This is a genomic window from Thalassotalea ponticola (assembly GCF_041379045.1).
GTDB classification, from domain to species: domain Bacteria; phylum Pseudomonadota; class Gammaproteobacteria; order Enterobacterales; family Alteromonadaceae; genus Thalassotalea_A; species Thalassotalea_A ponticola.
Genome location: NZ_CP166871.1, coordinates 3,104,725 through 3,121,499 on the forward strand (window position 1 = coordinate 3,104,725; position 16,775 = coordinate 3,121,499).

The 16,775-nt window shown below is 48.9% G+C and carries 17 protein-coding genes; 1 reads left to right on the plus strand and 16 read right to left on the minus strand.

From position 1 onward, the window contains the following. Positions 1-52: 52 nt before the first annotated feature. The 7 genes from ACAY30_RS13665 to ACAY30_RS13695 are packed head-to-tail and all read right to left on the minus strand — an operon-like array spanning position 53 to position 6,150. Positions 53-841: an enoyl-CoA hydratase gene (locus ACAY30_RS13665; protein ID WP_290252651.1), complete on the minus strand. Its 789-nt coding sequence runs from the start codon at positions 839-841 to the stop codon at positions 53-55. A 14-nt stretch (positions 842-855) separates the two neighbouring features. Beyond that, positions 856-1,620 carry an SDR family oxidoreductase gene (locus ACAY30_RS13670; RefSeq protein WP_290252652.1) on the minus strand — a complete coding sequence of 255 codons (765 nt, stop codon included), beginning with the start codon at positions 1,618-1,620 and terminating at the stop codon, positions 856-858. Positions 1,621-1,623: 3 nt separating this feature from the next. Beyond that, complete coding sequence (gene dmpG, locus ACAY30_RS13675; protein ID WP_290252653.1) at positions 1,624-2,649, minus strand: 4-hydroxy-2-oxovalerate aldolase; 1,026 nt, start codon at positions 2,647-2,649, stop codon at positions 1,624-1,626. Between the two features lie 9 nt (positions 2,650-2,658). After that, positions 2,659-3,576, minus strand: coding sequence for an acetaldehyde dehydrogenase (acetylating) (locus ACAY30_RS13680; RefSeq protein WP_290252654.1), 918 nt, complete (start codon positions 3,574-3,576; stop codon positions 2,659-2,661). Between the two features lie 15 nt (positions 3,577-3,591). Next, positions 3,592-4,383: a fumarylacetoacetate hydrolase family protein gene (locus tag ACAY30_RS13685; RefSeq protein WP_290252655.1), complete on the minus strand. Its 792-nt coding sequence runs from the start codon at positions 4,381-4,383 to the stop codon at positions 3,592-3,594. A gap of 13 nt (positions 4,384-4,396) precedes the next feature. Further along, positions 4,397-5,200, minus strand: coding sequence for an SDR family NAD(P)-dependent oxidoreductase (locus ACAY30_RS13690; protein ID WP_290252656.1), 804 nt, complete (start codon positions 5,198-5,200; stop codon positions 4,397-4,399). Next, positions 5,173-6,150 carry a flavin reductase family protein gene (locus ACAY30_RS13695; protein WP_290252657.1) on the minus strand — a complete coding sequence of 326 codons (978 nt, stop codon included), beginning with the start codon at positions 6,148-6,150 and terminating at the stop codon, positions 5,173-5,175. Before ACAY30_RS13695 ends, ACAY30_RS13690 begins: the two co-directional genes overlap by 28 nt. A gap of 184 nt (positions 6,151-6,334) precedes the next feature. On the opposite strand from ACAY30_RS13695, the gene ACAY30_RS13700 reads away from it, so the two are divergent. Beyond that, positions 6,335-7,774, plus strand: a complete 1,440-nt coding sequence (locus tag ACAY30_RS13700) for an aldehyde dehydrogenase family protein (RefSeq protein WP_290252658.1) — start codon at positions 6,335-6,337, stop codon at positions 7,772-7,774. Between the two features lie 248 nt (positions 7,775-8,022). Here ACAY30_RS13700 and ACAY30_RS13705 read toward each other — a convergent pair whose 3' ends face one another. From ACAY30_RS13705 to ACAY30_RS13745, 9 genes are read right to left on the minus strand one after another with little or no spacing between them, the layout of a single operon-like run. Further along, a complete protein-coding gene (locus tag ACAY30_RS13705) occupies positions 8,023-8,907 on the minus strand; it encodes an SDR family oxidoreductase (protein ID WP_290252659.1) in 885 nt (294 codons plus the stop codon). A gap of 12 nt (positions 8,908-8,919) precedes the next feature. Then, positions 8,920-10,074 (minus strand): acetyl-CoA C-acetyltransferase, encoded by a 1,155-nt coding sequence (locus ACAY30_RS13710; RefSeq protein WP_290252660.1) that lies wholly within the window; start codon positions 10,072-10,074, stop codon positions 8,920-8,922. A gap of 2 nt (positions 10,075-10,076) precedes the next feature. Continuing rightward, positions 10,077-11,138, minus strand: a complete 1,062-nt coding sequence (locus ACAY30_RS13715) for an acyl-CoA dehydrogenase family protein (RefSeq protein ID WP_290252661.1) — start codon at positions 11,136-11,138, stop codon at positions 10,077-10,079. Between the two features lie 11 nt (positions 11,139-11,149). Continuing rightward, positions 11,150-12,313, minus strand: coding sequence for an acyl-CoA dehydrogenase family protein (locus ACAY30_RS13720; protein WP_290252662.1), 1,164 nt, complete (start codon positions 12,311-12,313; stop codon positions 11,150-11,152). An 8-nt stretch (positions 12,314-12,321) separates the two neighbouring features. After that, the gene (locus ACAY30_RS13725; RefSeq protein WP_290252663.1) at positions 12,322-13,074 is read right to left on the minus strand and encodes an enoyl-CoA hydratase family protein; all 753 of its coding nucleotides are present in this window, start codon (positions 13,072-13,074) and stop codon (positions 12,322-12,324) included. Beyond that, positions 13,071-14,198 (minus strand): nitronate monooxygenase family protein, encoded by a 1,128-nt coding sequence (locus ACAY30_RS13730; RefSeq protein WP_290252664.1) that lies wholly within the window; start codon positions 14,196-14,198, stop codon positions 13,071-13,073. The genes ACAY30_RS13725 and ACAY30_RS13730 overlap by 4 nt, the downstream gene beginning before the upstream one ends. Further along, positions 14,195-15,070 carry an enoyl-CoA hydratase gene (locus ACAY30_RS13735; RefSeq protein ID WP_290252665.1) on the minus strand — a complete coding sequence of 292 codons (876 nt, stop codon included), beginning with the start codon at positions 15,068-15,070 and terminating at the stop codon, positions 14,195-14,197. Before ACAY30_RS13735 ends, ACAY30_RS13730 begins: the two co-directional genes overlap by 4 nt. A gap of 4 nt (positions 15,071-15,074) precedes the next feature. Continuing rightward, positions 15,075-15,890, minus strand: a complete 816-nt coding sequence (locus ACAY30_RS13740) for a CoA-transferase subunit beta (RefSeq protein WP_290252666.1) — start codon at positions 15,888-15,890, stop codon at positions 15,075-15,077. Positions 15,891-15,899: 9 nt separating this feature from the next. Continuing rightward, on the minus strand, positions 15,900-16,775 hold the full coding sequence (locus ACAY30_RS13745) for a CoA transferase subunit A (protein WP_290252667.1): 876 nt from the start codon (positions 16,773-16,775) through the stop codon (positions 15,900-15,902).

The following is a 16,775-nucleotide window of genomic DNA, read 5'->3' on the forward strand; positions in this document are numbered from 1 at the left end:
CCAATACGCAAAAGGCGGCCTACTGGCCGCCTTTTTTCTTGTCGTGTTCCACTTATTCGCCGGTAAATTTTGGCTGACGTTTGTCAATAAACGCCTGCATACCCTCTTTCTTATCTCGGGTTGCAAATAGCAATGCATTAGCTCGTCGCTCAAGCGCCATCGCGCTCTCCAACGACGCGTCCATACCGTGTAAGATCACCTCTTTTATCTGCTCAGCTGCCAATGGTGGCATATGGGCAATACCTTTAGCGATACGCAACGCCTTTTGCTGCGTTTCTTGATCGGCACACACTTCGCTAACTAAACCTGCCGACCAAGCCTCATGAGCAGAAATGGGCTTGCCCGTTAATGCCATATACATAGCTTTTGCTTTGCCGATAGCGCGCACCAAACGCTGAGTGCCACCAATACCCGGCATAATACCAATACGTATTTCAGGCTGGCAAAAACTTGCCGATTCACCGGCAATAATAATGTCAGCCAGCATCGCTAATTCACATCCTCCGCCAAATGCATAGCCATTAATTGCGGCGATAACCGGCTTGGGGCACTTTTCGATAGGTGCCCATAAACGCTCGGTATGACGTTTGTAGATCTCAATAGGATCGGCATCAACCATGCTGTGAATATCACCGCCTGCGGCAAAGACTTTGTCGCCACCAGTCAGCACAATGCAGCGCACGTCATCGCGCGCGGATAATTGGGTAAACTGCTGTGATAGAGCTTGTTGCAGTTCCAAACTCAGCGCATTGGTTGCCTGTGGGCGATTTAACGTCAGTCTCGCCACCCCATCAACAGGAAAATCGACCAGTAAAACGCTCTCGTTAACATCCGTCATCATATCGCGTGCTCGAGTTAAAAACTGTTAGGTCGCAGCATGGCATCCATACCGCCATCAACGAATAACACACTACCGTGAATAAAGCTTGCATCAGCCGACTGCAAGAATACCACTGACTTGGCAATTTGCTCTGCATCTGTATGCGCGCCCAACGGTGCGACAAAGTTTTTCACTGCTTGACCAAACTTAGGATCTTCAAGTGATGCTTGATGCAATGGCGTAGCAACTGCACCTGGTGCCACCACATTAAGGCGAATGCCCTGTTGGCCAAACTCCAGCGCTTGTTGGCGACAAAACACAGTAAGTGCATACTTGGATGCAGAATACGCAACATGCGGGCCTTGAATATCGGCTAATAGCTGATGCGCAAGATCGGCATTATTACTTATTAACGCTTGGCTTAATGCATCGGGATTGGCCAATTGTTGACTTGCGGCAAACGATCCTATTACCGTAATCGCCGGCTGTTCTGCCTGTTGTAAGCGGCTCTTCAAGCCATTGATCAAATCAACCGCGCCAAAGTAGTTAACCTCAATAATTACTGCTGAGTTTGGTGCAGTAACACCGACACCGGCACAACAGACTAAGCCGTCAATGTGATCGGTGTACTTGAGAATTTCACCGACGGCGGTGTCGCGACCAGCGGCAGTGCTGAGGTCAGCAACCACATCCGCTTGTTGGCGATCGACACTGATCACCTTGTGACCAGCCGCTTCTAATTGCTGTTTTACCGCGGCACCAATACCCGATGCAGCGCCTGTTATAACTGTAGTTTTCATGGTTTATCCCTGTCTTGCTTTGGCCATGGTCATCGCCGTATCATCAATCATATCTTCTTGACCGCCAACGGTTTTTAATCGACCTAGCTCAACTAAAATATCACGAGCTGAGACGCCGTATTTTTTCTCTGCACGTTGTGCAAATAACAAAAATGACGAGTAAACACCAGCGTAGCCTAGCGTTAGTGCATCGCGATCTATGCGAATTGGTTGGTCCATCATTGGCGTAATAATATCTTCGGCAACATCCATGATTTTATACAAATCAACACCGTGCTTTGCGCCCATGCGCTCCAACACCGCAACAAATACCTCTAACGGAGTATTACCAGCTCCCGCGCCAAGACCGGCTGCCGAACCATCAATGCGAACCGCGCCTGCATCTACTGCGGCTAATGAATTAGCAATACTCATACCCAGATTGTGGTGACCGTGGAAGCCGATCTCGGTTTGCGTTGATAGGCCTGCGCGCAAGGCGCTAATACGCGCGGTGACATCGTCGGGTAACATGTAACCGGCAGAGTCAGTACAGTAAATACAGTTAGCACCGTATGACTCCATCAACTTGGCTTGCTCTAACAACTGCTCAGGAGTCACCATATGCGCCATCATCAAAAAGCCAACGGTATCAAGACCGAGTTTTTGAGATGCCTGAATATGCTGGACAGAGACGTCGGCTTCAGTACAGTGAGTCGCTACGCGAATGGTACTAACGCCAAGATCTTTAGCCATGTGCAAGTGATCAACGGTGCCAATACCTGGCAGTAATAACGCTGATACTTTGGCTTGCTTCATTTTCGGAATAACTGCCGATAAATACTCTTCATCGGTGTGAGCAGGGAAACCGTAATTTAACGACGCGCCTCCCAAGCCATCGCCGTGGGTCACTTCTATTAAGGGCACGTTCGCTTGATCTAAGCCGGTCGCGACAGCAACCATTTCATCGATTGAAATTTGATGACGACGTGCATGCATGCCGTCGCGTAATGACATATCATGCAAGATGACGTTTTTGTTCGCAATATCCATAATCATTCCTTACGATGCGCAGCCAAGAGCGACCGACGCGTTACCCGATATCAACATCTGTGCATACATTTCGGCAGTGCGAGTTGCCGCGGCAGTCATAATATCTAAGTTACCGGCATATTTAGGTAGGTAATCACCAAGACCTTCTACTTCCATAAATACCGATACTTTGTTGCCGTCAAATACCGGGCCATTCTTTAACTTGTATCCCGGCACATAGCGCTGCACTTCTTCAACCATATCCAAAATGGACGCGGTGATTTTTTGTTGATCAGGCGTGTCTTTGGTTAAGCAATGAATCGTATCACGCATAATCAGCGGTGGTTCAGCCGGATTAATCACGATAATCGCCTTACCTTTTTCGGCACCGCCAACTGATTCGACGGCGCCCGCCGTAGTGCGGGTAAATTCATCGATATTCTGACGAGTTCCTGGGCCTACCGAGCGCGACGATACGGTCGCCACAATTTCACCATATGCCACCGGTTGTACACGCGACACAGCGGCAACCATTGGAATCGTCGCTTGTCCGCCACAGGTAACCATATTCAAATTCGTCAACTGTTGCATATCTTGCTTAGCTAAATTGACTGGCGGCACGCAAAAAGGCCCAATCGCTGCGGGGGTTAAATCAATAACAAAAATACCGTGTGCATTGAGCTTGGCTGAGTTTTCGGCGTGGACATAAGCCGATGTTGCGTCAAAGGCAATTTTAATTTCACCAGGCTCAGTGCTGGCAATAAGACCATCAACCCCCTCGGCCGTGGTGTTTAAACCCTTTTCTCGGGCGCGCTGTAGACCGTCAGAATTTTCGTCAATACCAACCATCCACGCCGGCTCTAACACATCGCTGCGTAGCAATTTATACATTAAGTCGGTACCGATGTTACCCGAGCCTATTAATGCGCATTTTATTTTTTGTGTCATACGTTTACCTTTTTGCTATGCGACAAAGTCAATACTGCAATCACCCAACCCTTCAATGGTCATGGTAAATTTATCGCCCGCCTGCACAGGAAGTAGTGGCGCTAGCGCACCGCTTAAAATAATGTCGCCACGATTTAACGTGATGCCATATTCGCCTAAAGTATTAGCAAGCCATGCCACAGCTTGTGCGGGATGCCCTTGAACGGCAGCCCCCACACCTTGGCCCGCAACTTGGTTATTTTTCCAAATGGTCATTTCAACACTAGCCAGATCAAGTGCATCTGGTGCAACTCGCTGATCGGATACCACAAACACACCACACGATGCGTTATCGGCTACGGTATCGACAATATTGATATTCCAGTCGTGAATGCGAGAGTCAACAATTTCAAAACACGGCGCAACCCATTGTGTTGCGTTAATCACATCGTCTTTAGTGATACCGGGCCCGTTCAAATCTTGTCCGAGATAAAAGGCAATTTCTCCTTCTGCTCGAGGTTGAATCAAACCAGCCTGTTGTAGGCTAACCGCATCACCCGGTTGGTATTGCATGGCATCGGTGAGAAAGCCAAAATCCGGCTGATGTACATTGAGCATGTCTTGTACGGCTTTACTGGTTACGCCAATTTTTTTGCCTATTACCCGCTGACCCGACGCCAGTCGGTGCTCGAGAAAATTCAGTGATATCTGATAGGCATCATCAATAGTTAACTCCGGCTTCTGAGCACTAATTGGCGGCATTGACGTGCCTTGACACAATGACTTGTACAGCGCATCGGCATAGGTTTTATGAACTAGATCACTCATAAGGTAGTTATCTCTATTGGTTAAACAATGGACTTTCGGCACCGCCGTCTACCGCCAATATTTGGCCGGTTATCCACGACGATGCATCGGTGGCGAAGAAGCATGCTGCACTGGCGATATCATCAACGTTACCAATGCGTTGCAAGGGTGTTTTTGACGCCATGTAGTCACGCATCTCAACCGTTGTCGCGCGCTCTAAGGCGCTCGTTGCTATAGGCCCTGGAGCAATTGCGTTAACGCGAATGTGCGGTGCCAAGTCTTGCGCCAGATTGCGGGTTAGATGCTCTAACCCCGCTTTTACCGTTGCATACGCTGCAAAGTTGCGCTGAATCAATTTGGCCGCTGCTGAACTGACATTAATAATGTTGCCGTGTCCCTCGGTTTTCATCGAATCAAAGCACAATTGGCTCAAGTGAAATGCACTGGTGACATTGTAGTTGAACGCCTGATTGAGCTCTTCAAACGACAAATCTTCGGCTGAGCTCGGTCGCCCGCCACCAACGGTATTTACTAAGTGCGTAACGCGACCATAGGCGGAGATCGCAGCATCGACTAACCGCCGGCGATCCGCTTCTTGGGTTACATCACTAGCCACAGCAACCGAACGATTTTCGCCATATAACTCGTTAATTTGATTAGATGTTTCATCTATATCTTGTTGTGTGCGAGCACTGCATACTACTTTACAACCTAATTCGGCAAAGGCAAGCGCAATCGCTTTGCCAATCCCCTGACCGGCTCCAGTAACAATAGCGACGCTACCACTGAGCGTATATTTATCTAAGATCATCAGTTTGCCGTCTCCTGTACTTGCCATAAATCCGGAATACCGGGGTCTGTGGCTTTAATGACTTTTTTCAACAGCAGCTTCAGCGCTTGTACTTCGCCTTCGCCAAGTGCATCAGTTATCGCTTGTTCTAAGCCCTTTGCCGTTTTGATCTGAGCAAGCGATGTCGCTTTACCAATATCCGTTAGCTCAATGGTCTGATGTTGATCAACAGCAACCATACCGAGTTGCTCAAGGTGAGCAAAATCAGCCAAGGTAACCGAGGTATTATTGTGTGCGAGGTAGGCATTTAATCGGTCAATATCAGTGCGCTTTTGAATGCCCAATATCGATAGTATATAGAACTCGAGTTCCGACAACTGCTGCTGGCCTAAATTGGTTTTCAAGCCGTGTAACATTTGAAAGTGAGCGCGGCCCAGTAAATAGCCCAATAAGTCTTCGTTGTAGGACGCGGACAACGCCTCTGATGAAGATAAATTCACGCCTTCATATGGCTTGCGAGCGGTCAGTGCGTATTGACCCGAGACAAAGGCTAACGGCGCCTTGGGCTGAGCGTCAAAGTCGAGTACTTCACCAACAAAAATAATGTGATCGCCGCCGTCGTACTGAAATGCATTGCGACATTGCAAGCGCGTGGTACAGTCGGCGATAAGTGGCGCCGGGGTAATACCATCTTCAAGTTCGACGTTGGCAAATTTGTCGGCTCCTTTTGAGGCAAACAAATTAGATAACGGCTCTTGCTCAACCGACAAAATATGGACGTTCCAATGTTCAGCTTGTTCAAACACTGGCACACTGGCAGCCGTTTTAGCTAAACTCCACAATACCAAAGGTGGATCAAGAGAGACGGAGTTAAAGCTATTGGCTGTCAATCCCACTGGCTGACCGTCTTCAGCTCGGGTTGTTATGATGGTCACGCCAGTGGCGAAATTACCGAGCACATTGCGAAATTCTCGACTGTCAAAATTTGATACTGTCATGTTCTATTCCTTGCAGTTTATGTGTTATTGTCGTTTTTGCGTTCACAATCTCATCGTCTGAATGGACTAACGCGACTTGGCATGGTCTGAAAGGACGAGGAAATGCCTCGCTAATTCGATACTATCAGTCATCATACGTCCAAACTGTGTTGTAACGCAGCTAACAATAATAGGAAGTAAGTTCATGAATACCCGTGTAGACGATATGCCAAATACGAGCGGATTAACGCAACTGGTGGCCGAGCTAAAAGCCAAAGCCCGTGCGGATTTGACCAGTTCTGTTGAACAACGCAAACAGCGCATTCAGCAAGTTATCGATATGTTGGTCGACGAAAAACAAAGTTTAGTCGAAGCTATAGAAGCGGATTACCAAGGCCGTTGCCAACCGTTTTCAACAATGACCGATATCCTAGGTTGTTTAGCATCTCTAAAATACACTCGCGATAATCTGTACAAGTGGGTGGAACCACGCGACAAAGAAATGATCGCACCCTATGACCAAATGGGGGCGAAAGCCTACACCATGGCACAGCCCAAAGGTGTCATTGGTATTTTAGGAACTTGGAACTATCCATTATTTACCGTATTAAGCCCATTGGCCTGTGTGCTCGGTGCCGGTAACCGCGCCGTATTAAAAGTGTCTGTCGCCACACCTCGCACTGCACAAGCGCTAGCTGCTGCGGTAAAAAAACACCTCGATAGTGATGTTGTCGAAGTGGTCACTGGCGACTCGCAAGTAAGTCGAGAGTTTACCAGTCAAGCTTGGGATCACTTGGTATTTACGGGTGGCATAGAAACCGGTAAAAAGATCATGGCCTCTGCCGCGCAAAACCTCGTACCGGTGACATTGGAACTGGGTGGTAAATCGCCGGCAATTATCAGTCAAAGTGCCGATATCAAAGAAGCAGCGCGTCGTCTAGCTATCGCCAAAGGCACCAACAGTGGGCAAATCTGTGTCTGTCCCGACACCGTGTACGTACCCGAATCGGCTAGACAAGAGTTTATCGATGCGTTTATGAGCAGCTATCAACAGCTGTACCCTACGGTGACCAATAATGGCGATGTGGTGCCGGTAATCAACGATGCAAATGTCGACAGAATACAAGCCTATATCAGTGAACTGAACGACATGAACGTTGCCATATATCATTCGCACGATGTGGTTGAGTATAACGATAAGCGCCTGCCAATGACCATAGCAGTAAACCCGCCGGCAGATGCGAAAGTCAGCCAAGAAGAAATCTTTGGCCCAATGCTCGTGCTCAATACCTATAACACCATTGAGCAAGTGGTATCGACCTTACAGCAACAAGCCAAGCCGCTTGCGCTGTACTATTACGGTGATGATGCCATGGAAAAACAATACGTGTTATTGAATACCACCTCTGGTGGCGTTACCGTGAATGATGCGATGTTGCATCCTGCTTTACACGACGCTCCGTTTGGCGGTGTGGGTGAATCGGGGATCGGACACTACCACGGTGAAGATGGTTTCTGGGAGTTTTCTCACAAACGCACCGTGTTTGAAGCGCCAGCATATGATTTTCGCGCTGACTACGGCTTGTTACCACCTTACAATGACAACTTTGCCGCGATGATGGATGCGCAGGTCAGCAAAGACTAAGTAGCATGTCATCGCTAGACGTCTGGCGAATATTATCAGAGCCATCGCTAACGTCCGATTAGCGGTGGCTTTTTTATTAAGCTCTCCTCGCTCGGCAGAGTTCGCTGAAGAAGACTCCAAGTACATCGGCCAAAACCACTGACGATATTGCCCGTTTGCGGCAATTACCTATCTATCGCCATAAAAAAGCCGCAGCAACTATGCTACGGCTTAGTATGTGTTTAGCTTCGCAGCTAGCGACAGCTAAATTAACTGCCCCATACTTTTTGCGCAGGGGTGCTTGCTTCTATCATGTGATCGACAACGTCACCGAGTTCATTCGGATCCCACTGAGCGTCTTTGTCAACGCCTTTGGTGGTGCGCCAACCGTCGGCTATACAGATACGGCCGCCTTCCGATTCAAACACTTTACCGCTCACATGCGCAGCTTGAGCACTGGCTAAATAGGCCAACAACACCGACACGTTTTCAGGTGCCCAGTAATCAAAGCTACCATCTTCTGGCTTGGCCATTTGCTGTGCCATCGCATCAACGGCCATGGTCATCCCCGTGCGCGCTGCTGGTGCAATGGCATTTGCCGTAATGCCATAACGACCGAGTTCTGCCGCTTGATTAAGTGTTAATGCGGCAATGCCCGCTTTTGCCGCGGCATAGTTTGACTGTCCTATAGAGCCCTGCAAGCCAGCACCTGAGGTGGTGTTGATGATACGCGCATCGACGGTTTCGCCCGCTTTGGCTAAATCGCGCCAATAACGCACAGCGTGAGAACTTATACAGAAATGGCCTTTGAGGTGGATGCGCATAATATCATCCCAATCTTGTTCAGACATTGAGGCAAACATCTTATCGCGATTAATACCGGCGTTATTGACCACTATGTGTAAACCAGCAAACTCATTTATTGCGTGTTCGACAATGCCTTTACTTGCCGCATAGTCGGTGATATCGGCCGTATTAACAATAGCGCGACCGCCCTTGGCTTGAATGTCCTCAACCACAGCCTCGGCTGCCTGATAATTAATATCATTAACTACCACCGCACAGCCGTGGGCAGCGAACACCTTAGCGTGAGCTGCGCCTAAGCCACCACCGGCTCCAGTGATAATAGCCACTCTGTTTTCAAGTAACGACATAAGTACTCCTCATTAACCTAATCGTTCAATAATGGTGACATTGGCTTGACCACCACCTTCACACATAGTCTGCAAGCCAAAACGGCTTTGACTGTGTTCTAATTGATGTAATAAGCGCGTCATCAAACGCGCCCCACTGGCCCCTAATGGATGACCTAGTGCAATCGCACCACCGGCGGCATTGACCCGCGAAGGATCCATATCCATTTCGTGTTGCCATGCCATAACGACTGATGCGAACGCCTCATTAACTTCAGCGTAATCGATATCACTGATCCGCATGCCTGCTTTTTTCAACGCGTGATGTGTCGCCCCAATAGGGGCGCGTAAGTGCCAAATTGGGTCATCGCCGTACACACTGAGATGGTGAATACGCGCTCTCGGCGTCAAGTTATAGCGTTTTAATGCTTGTTCAGAGACGATCAGCATCGCCGCCGATGCATCACAAACTTGGCTTGATACAGCCGCGGTAATACTTGGATATTGTGCAAATACCGGCTCTAGCTCAGCCATTTTAGCCAAATTCGCTTGACGCGGTGTTTCGTCCTCGGCCAGTAACTGATGAGCGACAATTTCTCGGCTAAACAAACCAGCTTCGCGCGCTGCTATTGCGCGAGTGTGACTTTCGGCTGCAAAGCGCTCCATATCAGCTCGAGAAAATTGCCAATGATCAGCAATGCGTTGTGCCGCGTAAAACTGATCAACGGGCTGATTGCCGTAACGTTGCTGCCAACCTTCACTGCCGGCAAATGGCGTGCTAAAGCCCAACGGTTGCCCCGCGAGCATGGCCGATGAAATAGGTATTTGCGTCATCGTTTGCACGCCGCCAACGGCTATCACATCTTGGGTGCCACTCATCACCGCTTGCGCAGCAAAATGAACCGCTTGCTGCGATGAACCACATTGGCGATCAACGGTGGTGCCGGGCACATTATCCGCCAACCCCGCAGCCAACCAGCTGGTGCGCGCAATGTCACCCGCTTGTGAACCTATGGTATCAACACAGCCAAAAATAACATCATCGTACTCGCTATCTGGAATATTATTCCGCTCAACTAAAGCCTTTAAAATGTAGGCACCTAAATCAATGGCGTGCACGCCGGCAAGGCTGCCTTTGCGTTTGCCAGTAGGGCTTCGCACCGCATCTACAATGTACGCTTGACTCATAATCACTCCTGTACAAAGGTCGCTGTTGGACCTATCTCGGCGCCATCGGCGGTGATGTGATCGAAAAGAACTTGCTGATGATAGCCGTCAACACCCCAGTGTGATTGCAAAGCATAACAGCGCTTCATAAACATTTGTAAGTCAACTTCCCAGGTGTAGCCCATTGCACCGTGCACCTGAATGCCGTGTTTGGCCGCTAGAGCCCCTGCGCTGCGGCACAGCAACACGGTTTCAGAGGCGTGTAATTGAGCAAGCGGATGATCGTTTTGCATCGAGTAGGCGGCGCGGTACAGCGCGGGTTTGGCAATCTCTATTTTACTGGCCACATCGGCGAGTTTGTGCTTGATTGCTTGGAAACTACCGATGGGTTTACCAAATTGCTTGCGCTGAGTGACGTAATCGATACTCAAGTCCAACATGCGCTGTGCTAAGCCGATCATTTGTCCGGCATTGGCCAATGTGCCTTGTGTTTGTGCTCGGCGCATTAAACGCTGTGCAGCACTGCTGTCGGCAATGAGTGTAGCTTGACTGTTCTTGATCGCCATCGCATATAAACGGCGCGACGTATCGATACTGCCATTCAAGGTTAACTCTACATCCTCAGGAGACAGTGCATACAACCCATCGTTATCGAAATGTAAAATCAAGTCACATAAGTGCGCATCACCAACCAACGGGTTACTCGGGTGCGAGACAGCCACCCGCAATTGGCCAGTACAGATTTGTTCTAACCATTGCGATTTCTGTGGCACGTCATCGGCTAAGCCACTGATAATGCCCACACCAATGTAGGCGGTACCGATTAACGAATCTGGAATGGCGTAATAGCCCAATTCTTGACTCATCAAAGACCACACTAAGTCGCCCATCGCCAAACCGCCGTACTGCTCGTCTATCGACAACGCGGTTAATCCCTGTTCGACCATTGCTTGGCGCAACTGGGGTGATCGACCAGAGTCCTCTTGCCATATTTCACGCAGCACTTCTGGCGCTGCTTCTGTCATTAAGAAGCGATTAACGGCATCGCGCAACGCCAATTCGTCTTCGCTAAAAGTAAAGTCCATGATCACTCCGTTTATCTTGGTAGGTTAAGTAAGCGTTCGGCAATGATATTGCGTTGAATTTCATTGGTTCCCGCATAAATAGGACCCGCTTGTGCAAATAAAAAGCCCTCAAGCCAGTCGTGATCGCTATAGGCAAACGGCGCATCGTGTAAAAGTTCCGCACGAGGACCGAGTATGCGCATCGCCGTTTCGTGAATTTTCAAATCGAGTTCCGACCAAATCACCTTGTTGATACTTGATTCAGCCCCGATTTGTTCGCCGTTTTGCAGACGTCCTACCGTGTAATAAGCTGATAATGCGTAGCTTTGTGCGAGATTCCAGCACTCAAGCACATCATTGCGAATACTCGGATCTAAGTCGCCTTGCTGCTGATGTTGCTTGTATAGCTCGACCAATTTTTTTGCTGGTTGCTGAAAGCGCGCAGGTGAGCGCAACAACAAGCCGCGCTCAAAGCCGGCTGTCGCCATGGCCACTTTCCATCCCTGCCCTTCATCACCGATGCGGTTTTCAACCGGTACCCGTACTTCGTCGAAGAAGATTTCAGCAAATGCATCTTTGCCGTTGAGTGCTTTGATCGGCCGAATGGTCACGCCTGGAGCATCGAGCGGTACCATGATGTAAGACAAGCCGTGATGACGACTCGATTCAGGATCTGAGCGGAACAAACCAAACGTCCAATCGGCGAAGGTGGCTCTTGTTGACCACGTTTTTTGACCACTGATAACGTATTCATCACCATCGCGAATGGCTTTACTGCGAATCGCCGCCATATCAGAGCCGGCATTGGGCTCTGACCAACCTTGCGCCCACATATCTTCAGAAGCAGCCATGCGTGGTAAGAAACGTTGCTTTTGCTCTTGGGTACCAAATTCCATCAACGTTGGTCCCAACAACAATTGACCATTTTGGTTCACCCGCATCGGCGCGTCAGCTGCGTAATACTCTTCCTCAAAGATCAACCACTCGATTAGGTCACAACCGCGACCTCCAAGGTGCTCTGGCCACATCACCATTGAATAGCGAGCATCAAATAACACTTTTTCCCATGCGCGATGTTGCTCAAAGCCTTCTTTGGTGTCGTAGCTTTTCAATCTTTGCTTCGGTTTGTTTTCCGCTAACCACGTTCGCACTTGTTGGCGAAATTGTTGTTGTTTTTCAGTAAATTTTAATTGCATTACTCACCTCAAAATTCAGCATCGCGCTTTTCGACAAACGCACGTCGAGTTTCCGCCGAGTCGGGAACCGTGTACGCTTCAAGAGTAAACCCCTGCTCCCAACGATACTTCTGTTCTAAATCGCCATCCTCGATACCGTTTAACGCTTCTTTGGCGATGCGAATCATCGCCGGACTTTTAGCGGCAATTTTTTCAGCGATAAGACGCGCTTCACTGGCGAGCTCTTCACGAGCGCAGATTTTTTCTATAAAGCCGTAACGATCGGCTTGCTCTGCGGTAACGGTTTCACCGGTAAAAAACATGTAACGCACCTTTTGTACCGGAAATAACCGCTGTAAGTGCGCACCGCCGCCCATAGCGCCGCGGTCAACTTCTGGTAAGGCAAAGCTTGCACAATGCGACGCTAATACGATATCGGCGGCACCTGTCATACCAATACCACCGCCCAGTACATAACCGTGTACGGCAACAATCACCGGCACCGGACAACGGTGGATGGCTTTAAATGTTGCGTAGTTACCCGCATTTACAGAGACGATGCGCTCTGGATGCTGGTCTAATTCTTTGATATCGACTCCCGCGCAAAAACCTCGACCTTCTGAACGCAAAATAATCACGCGAACATCTTGGTTGGCGCCAAGCTCGTTAATGATATTGGCCAATGCATGCCATTCTTGACTATCAAGTGCATTGACAGGCGGTTTATCAATCACGATTTCAGCAATGTGATTGGCGATATTATTGGTAAATGCGTTACTCATAATGAGGCTTCCTTATCTGCAAAATCGACGTCTTGACGGGGTTGCTTTGCCATAAACGCGTTTAATAGGGGAGTTAGACACTGATTCGCCTCAATGATGATGCTGTTAATGAGGGTTTCAACGCTTACCAGCGAATCAATGCATGCGGCGACTTGCCCGCTGGGTAAAATACCTTGTTGCGGTTGCCCTTCAACCATAGACTTTTGCAACAGTACCGGCTGATTAGCCGCCATGACCAATTCAGATACCGCCTTGGGGTCGTCTTTAATCCCCTGCCACAACAGTTTCATCATATGCGACAACGACATGTCTGTTGTCGTCTTCCATTGCCATGCACTTTTCAAAGCAACGAATAAACGCGACAGCCCACTGCGAGACTCCAACTGGCGAATAAAGTCATTGCTGATCATCCGGTGGCGCATGCCATCAACGGCTTTAGTGACTTTTATTTGGGTCGGGTCTTGTGTGGCCAAATATTCGGCTAGAGTTGCTTGCGGCGTTGGCGAGTCCGTGGTCATCATAAACCGCGTACCCATGGCAATCCCTGCAGCACCAGCGGCTAGAGCAGAAGCCAATCCTCGTCCGCTCGAATAGCCACCGGCGGCTATAACCGGAACATCGACGGCTTCAATAACTTGGTTGAGTAATATAGCCGTTGGTACTTCGCCAGTGTGGCCACCGCCTTCACTACCTTGAATGACGATCATATCAGCGCCTAGTGCTATCGCTTTTTGAGCGTGCTTCAATGCGCCAACAGTCGGAATACACAATACGCCAGCAGCTTTTAGGCGAGCGATGGTTTGTTGATCTGGACCCCGTCCATAGCTAACCGCTTTGAGTTTATATTTAATCGCCAACTCTACGCATTGCATGGCATTCGGTTGAAACATGTGAAAGTTGAGACCAAAGTTACTGCCGCCGGTGCGCTCAACAATGGTTTTTATCTGGGCTTCAAGCTCGTCTTGTGCAATAGTCGCACCGGCTAAAAAGCCAAAACCGCCGGCGTTGGTGGTGGCACTGACCAAATTGGCATCAGACACCCAGCCCATCGCTGTTTGAATAATCGGATAGCGACAATTTAATCGACGAGTCAACTCTGTTTCGATAAATGCTTGTTCGCTCATGACTCCTCCTGCTTAGCTGCTTGCGTCTTGTTCGCTGCAGCCATAGCCTTGCCATCAAAGCCCGCTAACTTATCGCCAGAGACAAGTTCGTTGTGCACATGCGCAAAGTGGTGGTAGCCAAACACCATATCCATAGTATTGCGTTTGCCCATATTATCTTCAGCGGTGTTAATCACTTGCTTGGTCAACTGTAAACCCAAACGCGGCATTTGTGCAATCCGCTGTGCCACATCCATTGTCGTGTCGAATAGTTGCTCGCGCGGTACCATGCGGTTGATCATGCCCACTTGGTAAGCGCGTTCTGCCGGCATGCGCTCACCGAGAAATAAAAATTCTTTAGCGATACGCGGTGGCATTTCGTAACAGTGAGCGAAGTACTCAACCCCAGGAATGCCCATTTTCACCACAGGGTCTTGAAAAAACGCATCATCGGAGGCGACGATCAAATCACACACCCACGCCAGCATTAATCCTCCGGCAACGCAGGCGCCTTGCACCATAGCGATGGTAGGCTTGGGGATATCGCGCCAACGACGACACATTCCTAAATAAACTTCCTGCTCACGAGCATATAAAAACTCGCCACCCGGCTTATTGGTGTGATCGTACCAAAGGTGTTTGCGCTCAAACGTTTGATCGACATCGCGACCTGGGGTACCGATGTCATGCCCAGCAGAAAAATGCTTTCCCGCGCCTGCTAAAATGATAACTTTAACCTCATCGTCATCAACAGCTTTGGCAAATGCAGCATCCATGGCATAGGTCATTTTTGAGTTTTGCACGTTGTTGTAACGCGGTCTGTTCATGGTGATAATGGCAATATTGTCGCGCTTTTCATATTCGACGATGACGCTATCTTGTACTTCACTCATGCGATTATCCTTGTACCGACGCCGCTAGACCATCGGGGTTGCCTTTGATCTGCATCGCGCGTTGATTATGTGGGTCAAACTGTCGAATAATGGCTAATTGCTCCGCCGTGGGATGAGCCGTTTCACCAAGATCAGCGATTTTACATAGGGCAAAAGAGGTATTTTCTTGCACTTGTTCAAAGGTCACGCCCGGATGCAAACTGATAACGCGAAGCTGTTTATTCGGTCCGTTCCAATCCATAACACACAAGTTGGTAATCACCAGACGAATGTCGATATCGTCAAAACTATATCCTTTTGGCAAACGCTCTGGGTTGTAACCAATGGAACAAACCACGTCACACTCGCCCTCTACAAACACTTTCTTGTTGTGATTTGGAACAAAGAATGAGTTGGCATGAGAGATTGAATTCCCCGGTAGGCCGCGCACACCGAGCATCTGAATTTTTGGTTGCTGATAATCATTACCAATGGCTGAAATATTGGTTTGGCCAAAGCGATCAATTTGGGTTGGGCCGATCATCGCATGGCGTTTGCCACTCCACACGTTGTCAAAGATACGTGCAAATCCCATCCACGACTCATTCGCTTGTACGAAGGCTCCATCGCGCTTACCCAGAGGATTTGGCTGTGCCAACATATAGGCCTCAGAGTCGGTCATCATTAAATCAGGATTAAACGTTTGCTTAGCTAAACTAGCCGCTAGGCGGGGTAATACGCCAATTCCAGTAGCGAGATTTTCGCCGTCGTTGCGAAACGCTTCTGCCGCTGCGCAGATCATTAATTCAGCCAGGGTAAATTGTTGAGTTTCTACTGTCATGTTCCGTCCTTAATATACCGGCAGGGCTAATGATTGAATGTAAGCAAGTCCGCCAACAGCCGACTGGTAAGCTTGTTCATCTTGGTTATTGATAAACTGCTCAGCGTACCCTGAAAAGCCACCCTCTTTAGCCGCTCGGCTATACGCCTTAAAGTGTTCTACGTCAAACCCGTATTCAGGTTGACATGATGTTGGATGTGCACCGCCAGGAATATGAACAACACCAGTGGTATGATTGCGCTCCCAATGCACGCGGTTTGCTTGTTCGGCTTGGTAAAAATGATCGCTATCGACCAAGTTTTCGGTACTGACAAATGCTTTATCAGCTGCCCTTACAAACCATTCGTCCATAAAGCAATCCGGCGCATTAATTTGACACACCCCGTGTTGATCAGCGCTATTGACGTGGACTAAAGCGACATCCAGCTTAATGGCTGGCATCGCCACCCATTCTTTATCGTCATAAGGGCTATTAATTACTTGAATATCGGGATTATGGGTGAGGACATCGGTACCTAAGCCGACGGCAGTTGGAATAAACGGACAGCCCCAAGAAGCAGCGCGCAATCCGTGTAACAACATACCTTCGTCAACTTCCATTACCTCAATACTGCCACTTTGACGAGCTTGTCGAAAAAACGGCTCAAGTGGAATAAAGTCAAGGGAAACAAAGGCAAAGATGACTTTTTTAACTTTACCAGCAGCGCATAACATACCCACATCAGCGCCGCCATAGGCAACGATAGTGAGATCCTTAACATCGGAATTTAAAATAGCGCGAATTAACGCCATCGGCTTGCGACGAGGACCCCAACCACCAATACCAATGGTCATGCCGTCGGTTAAATTTGCCACGACATCAGCAATAGACATTAACTTGTTCAT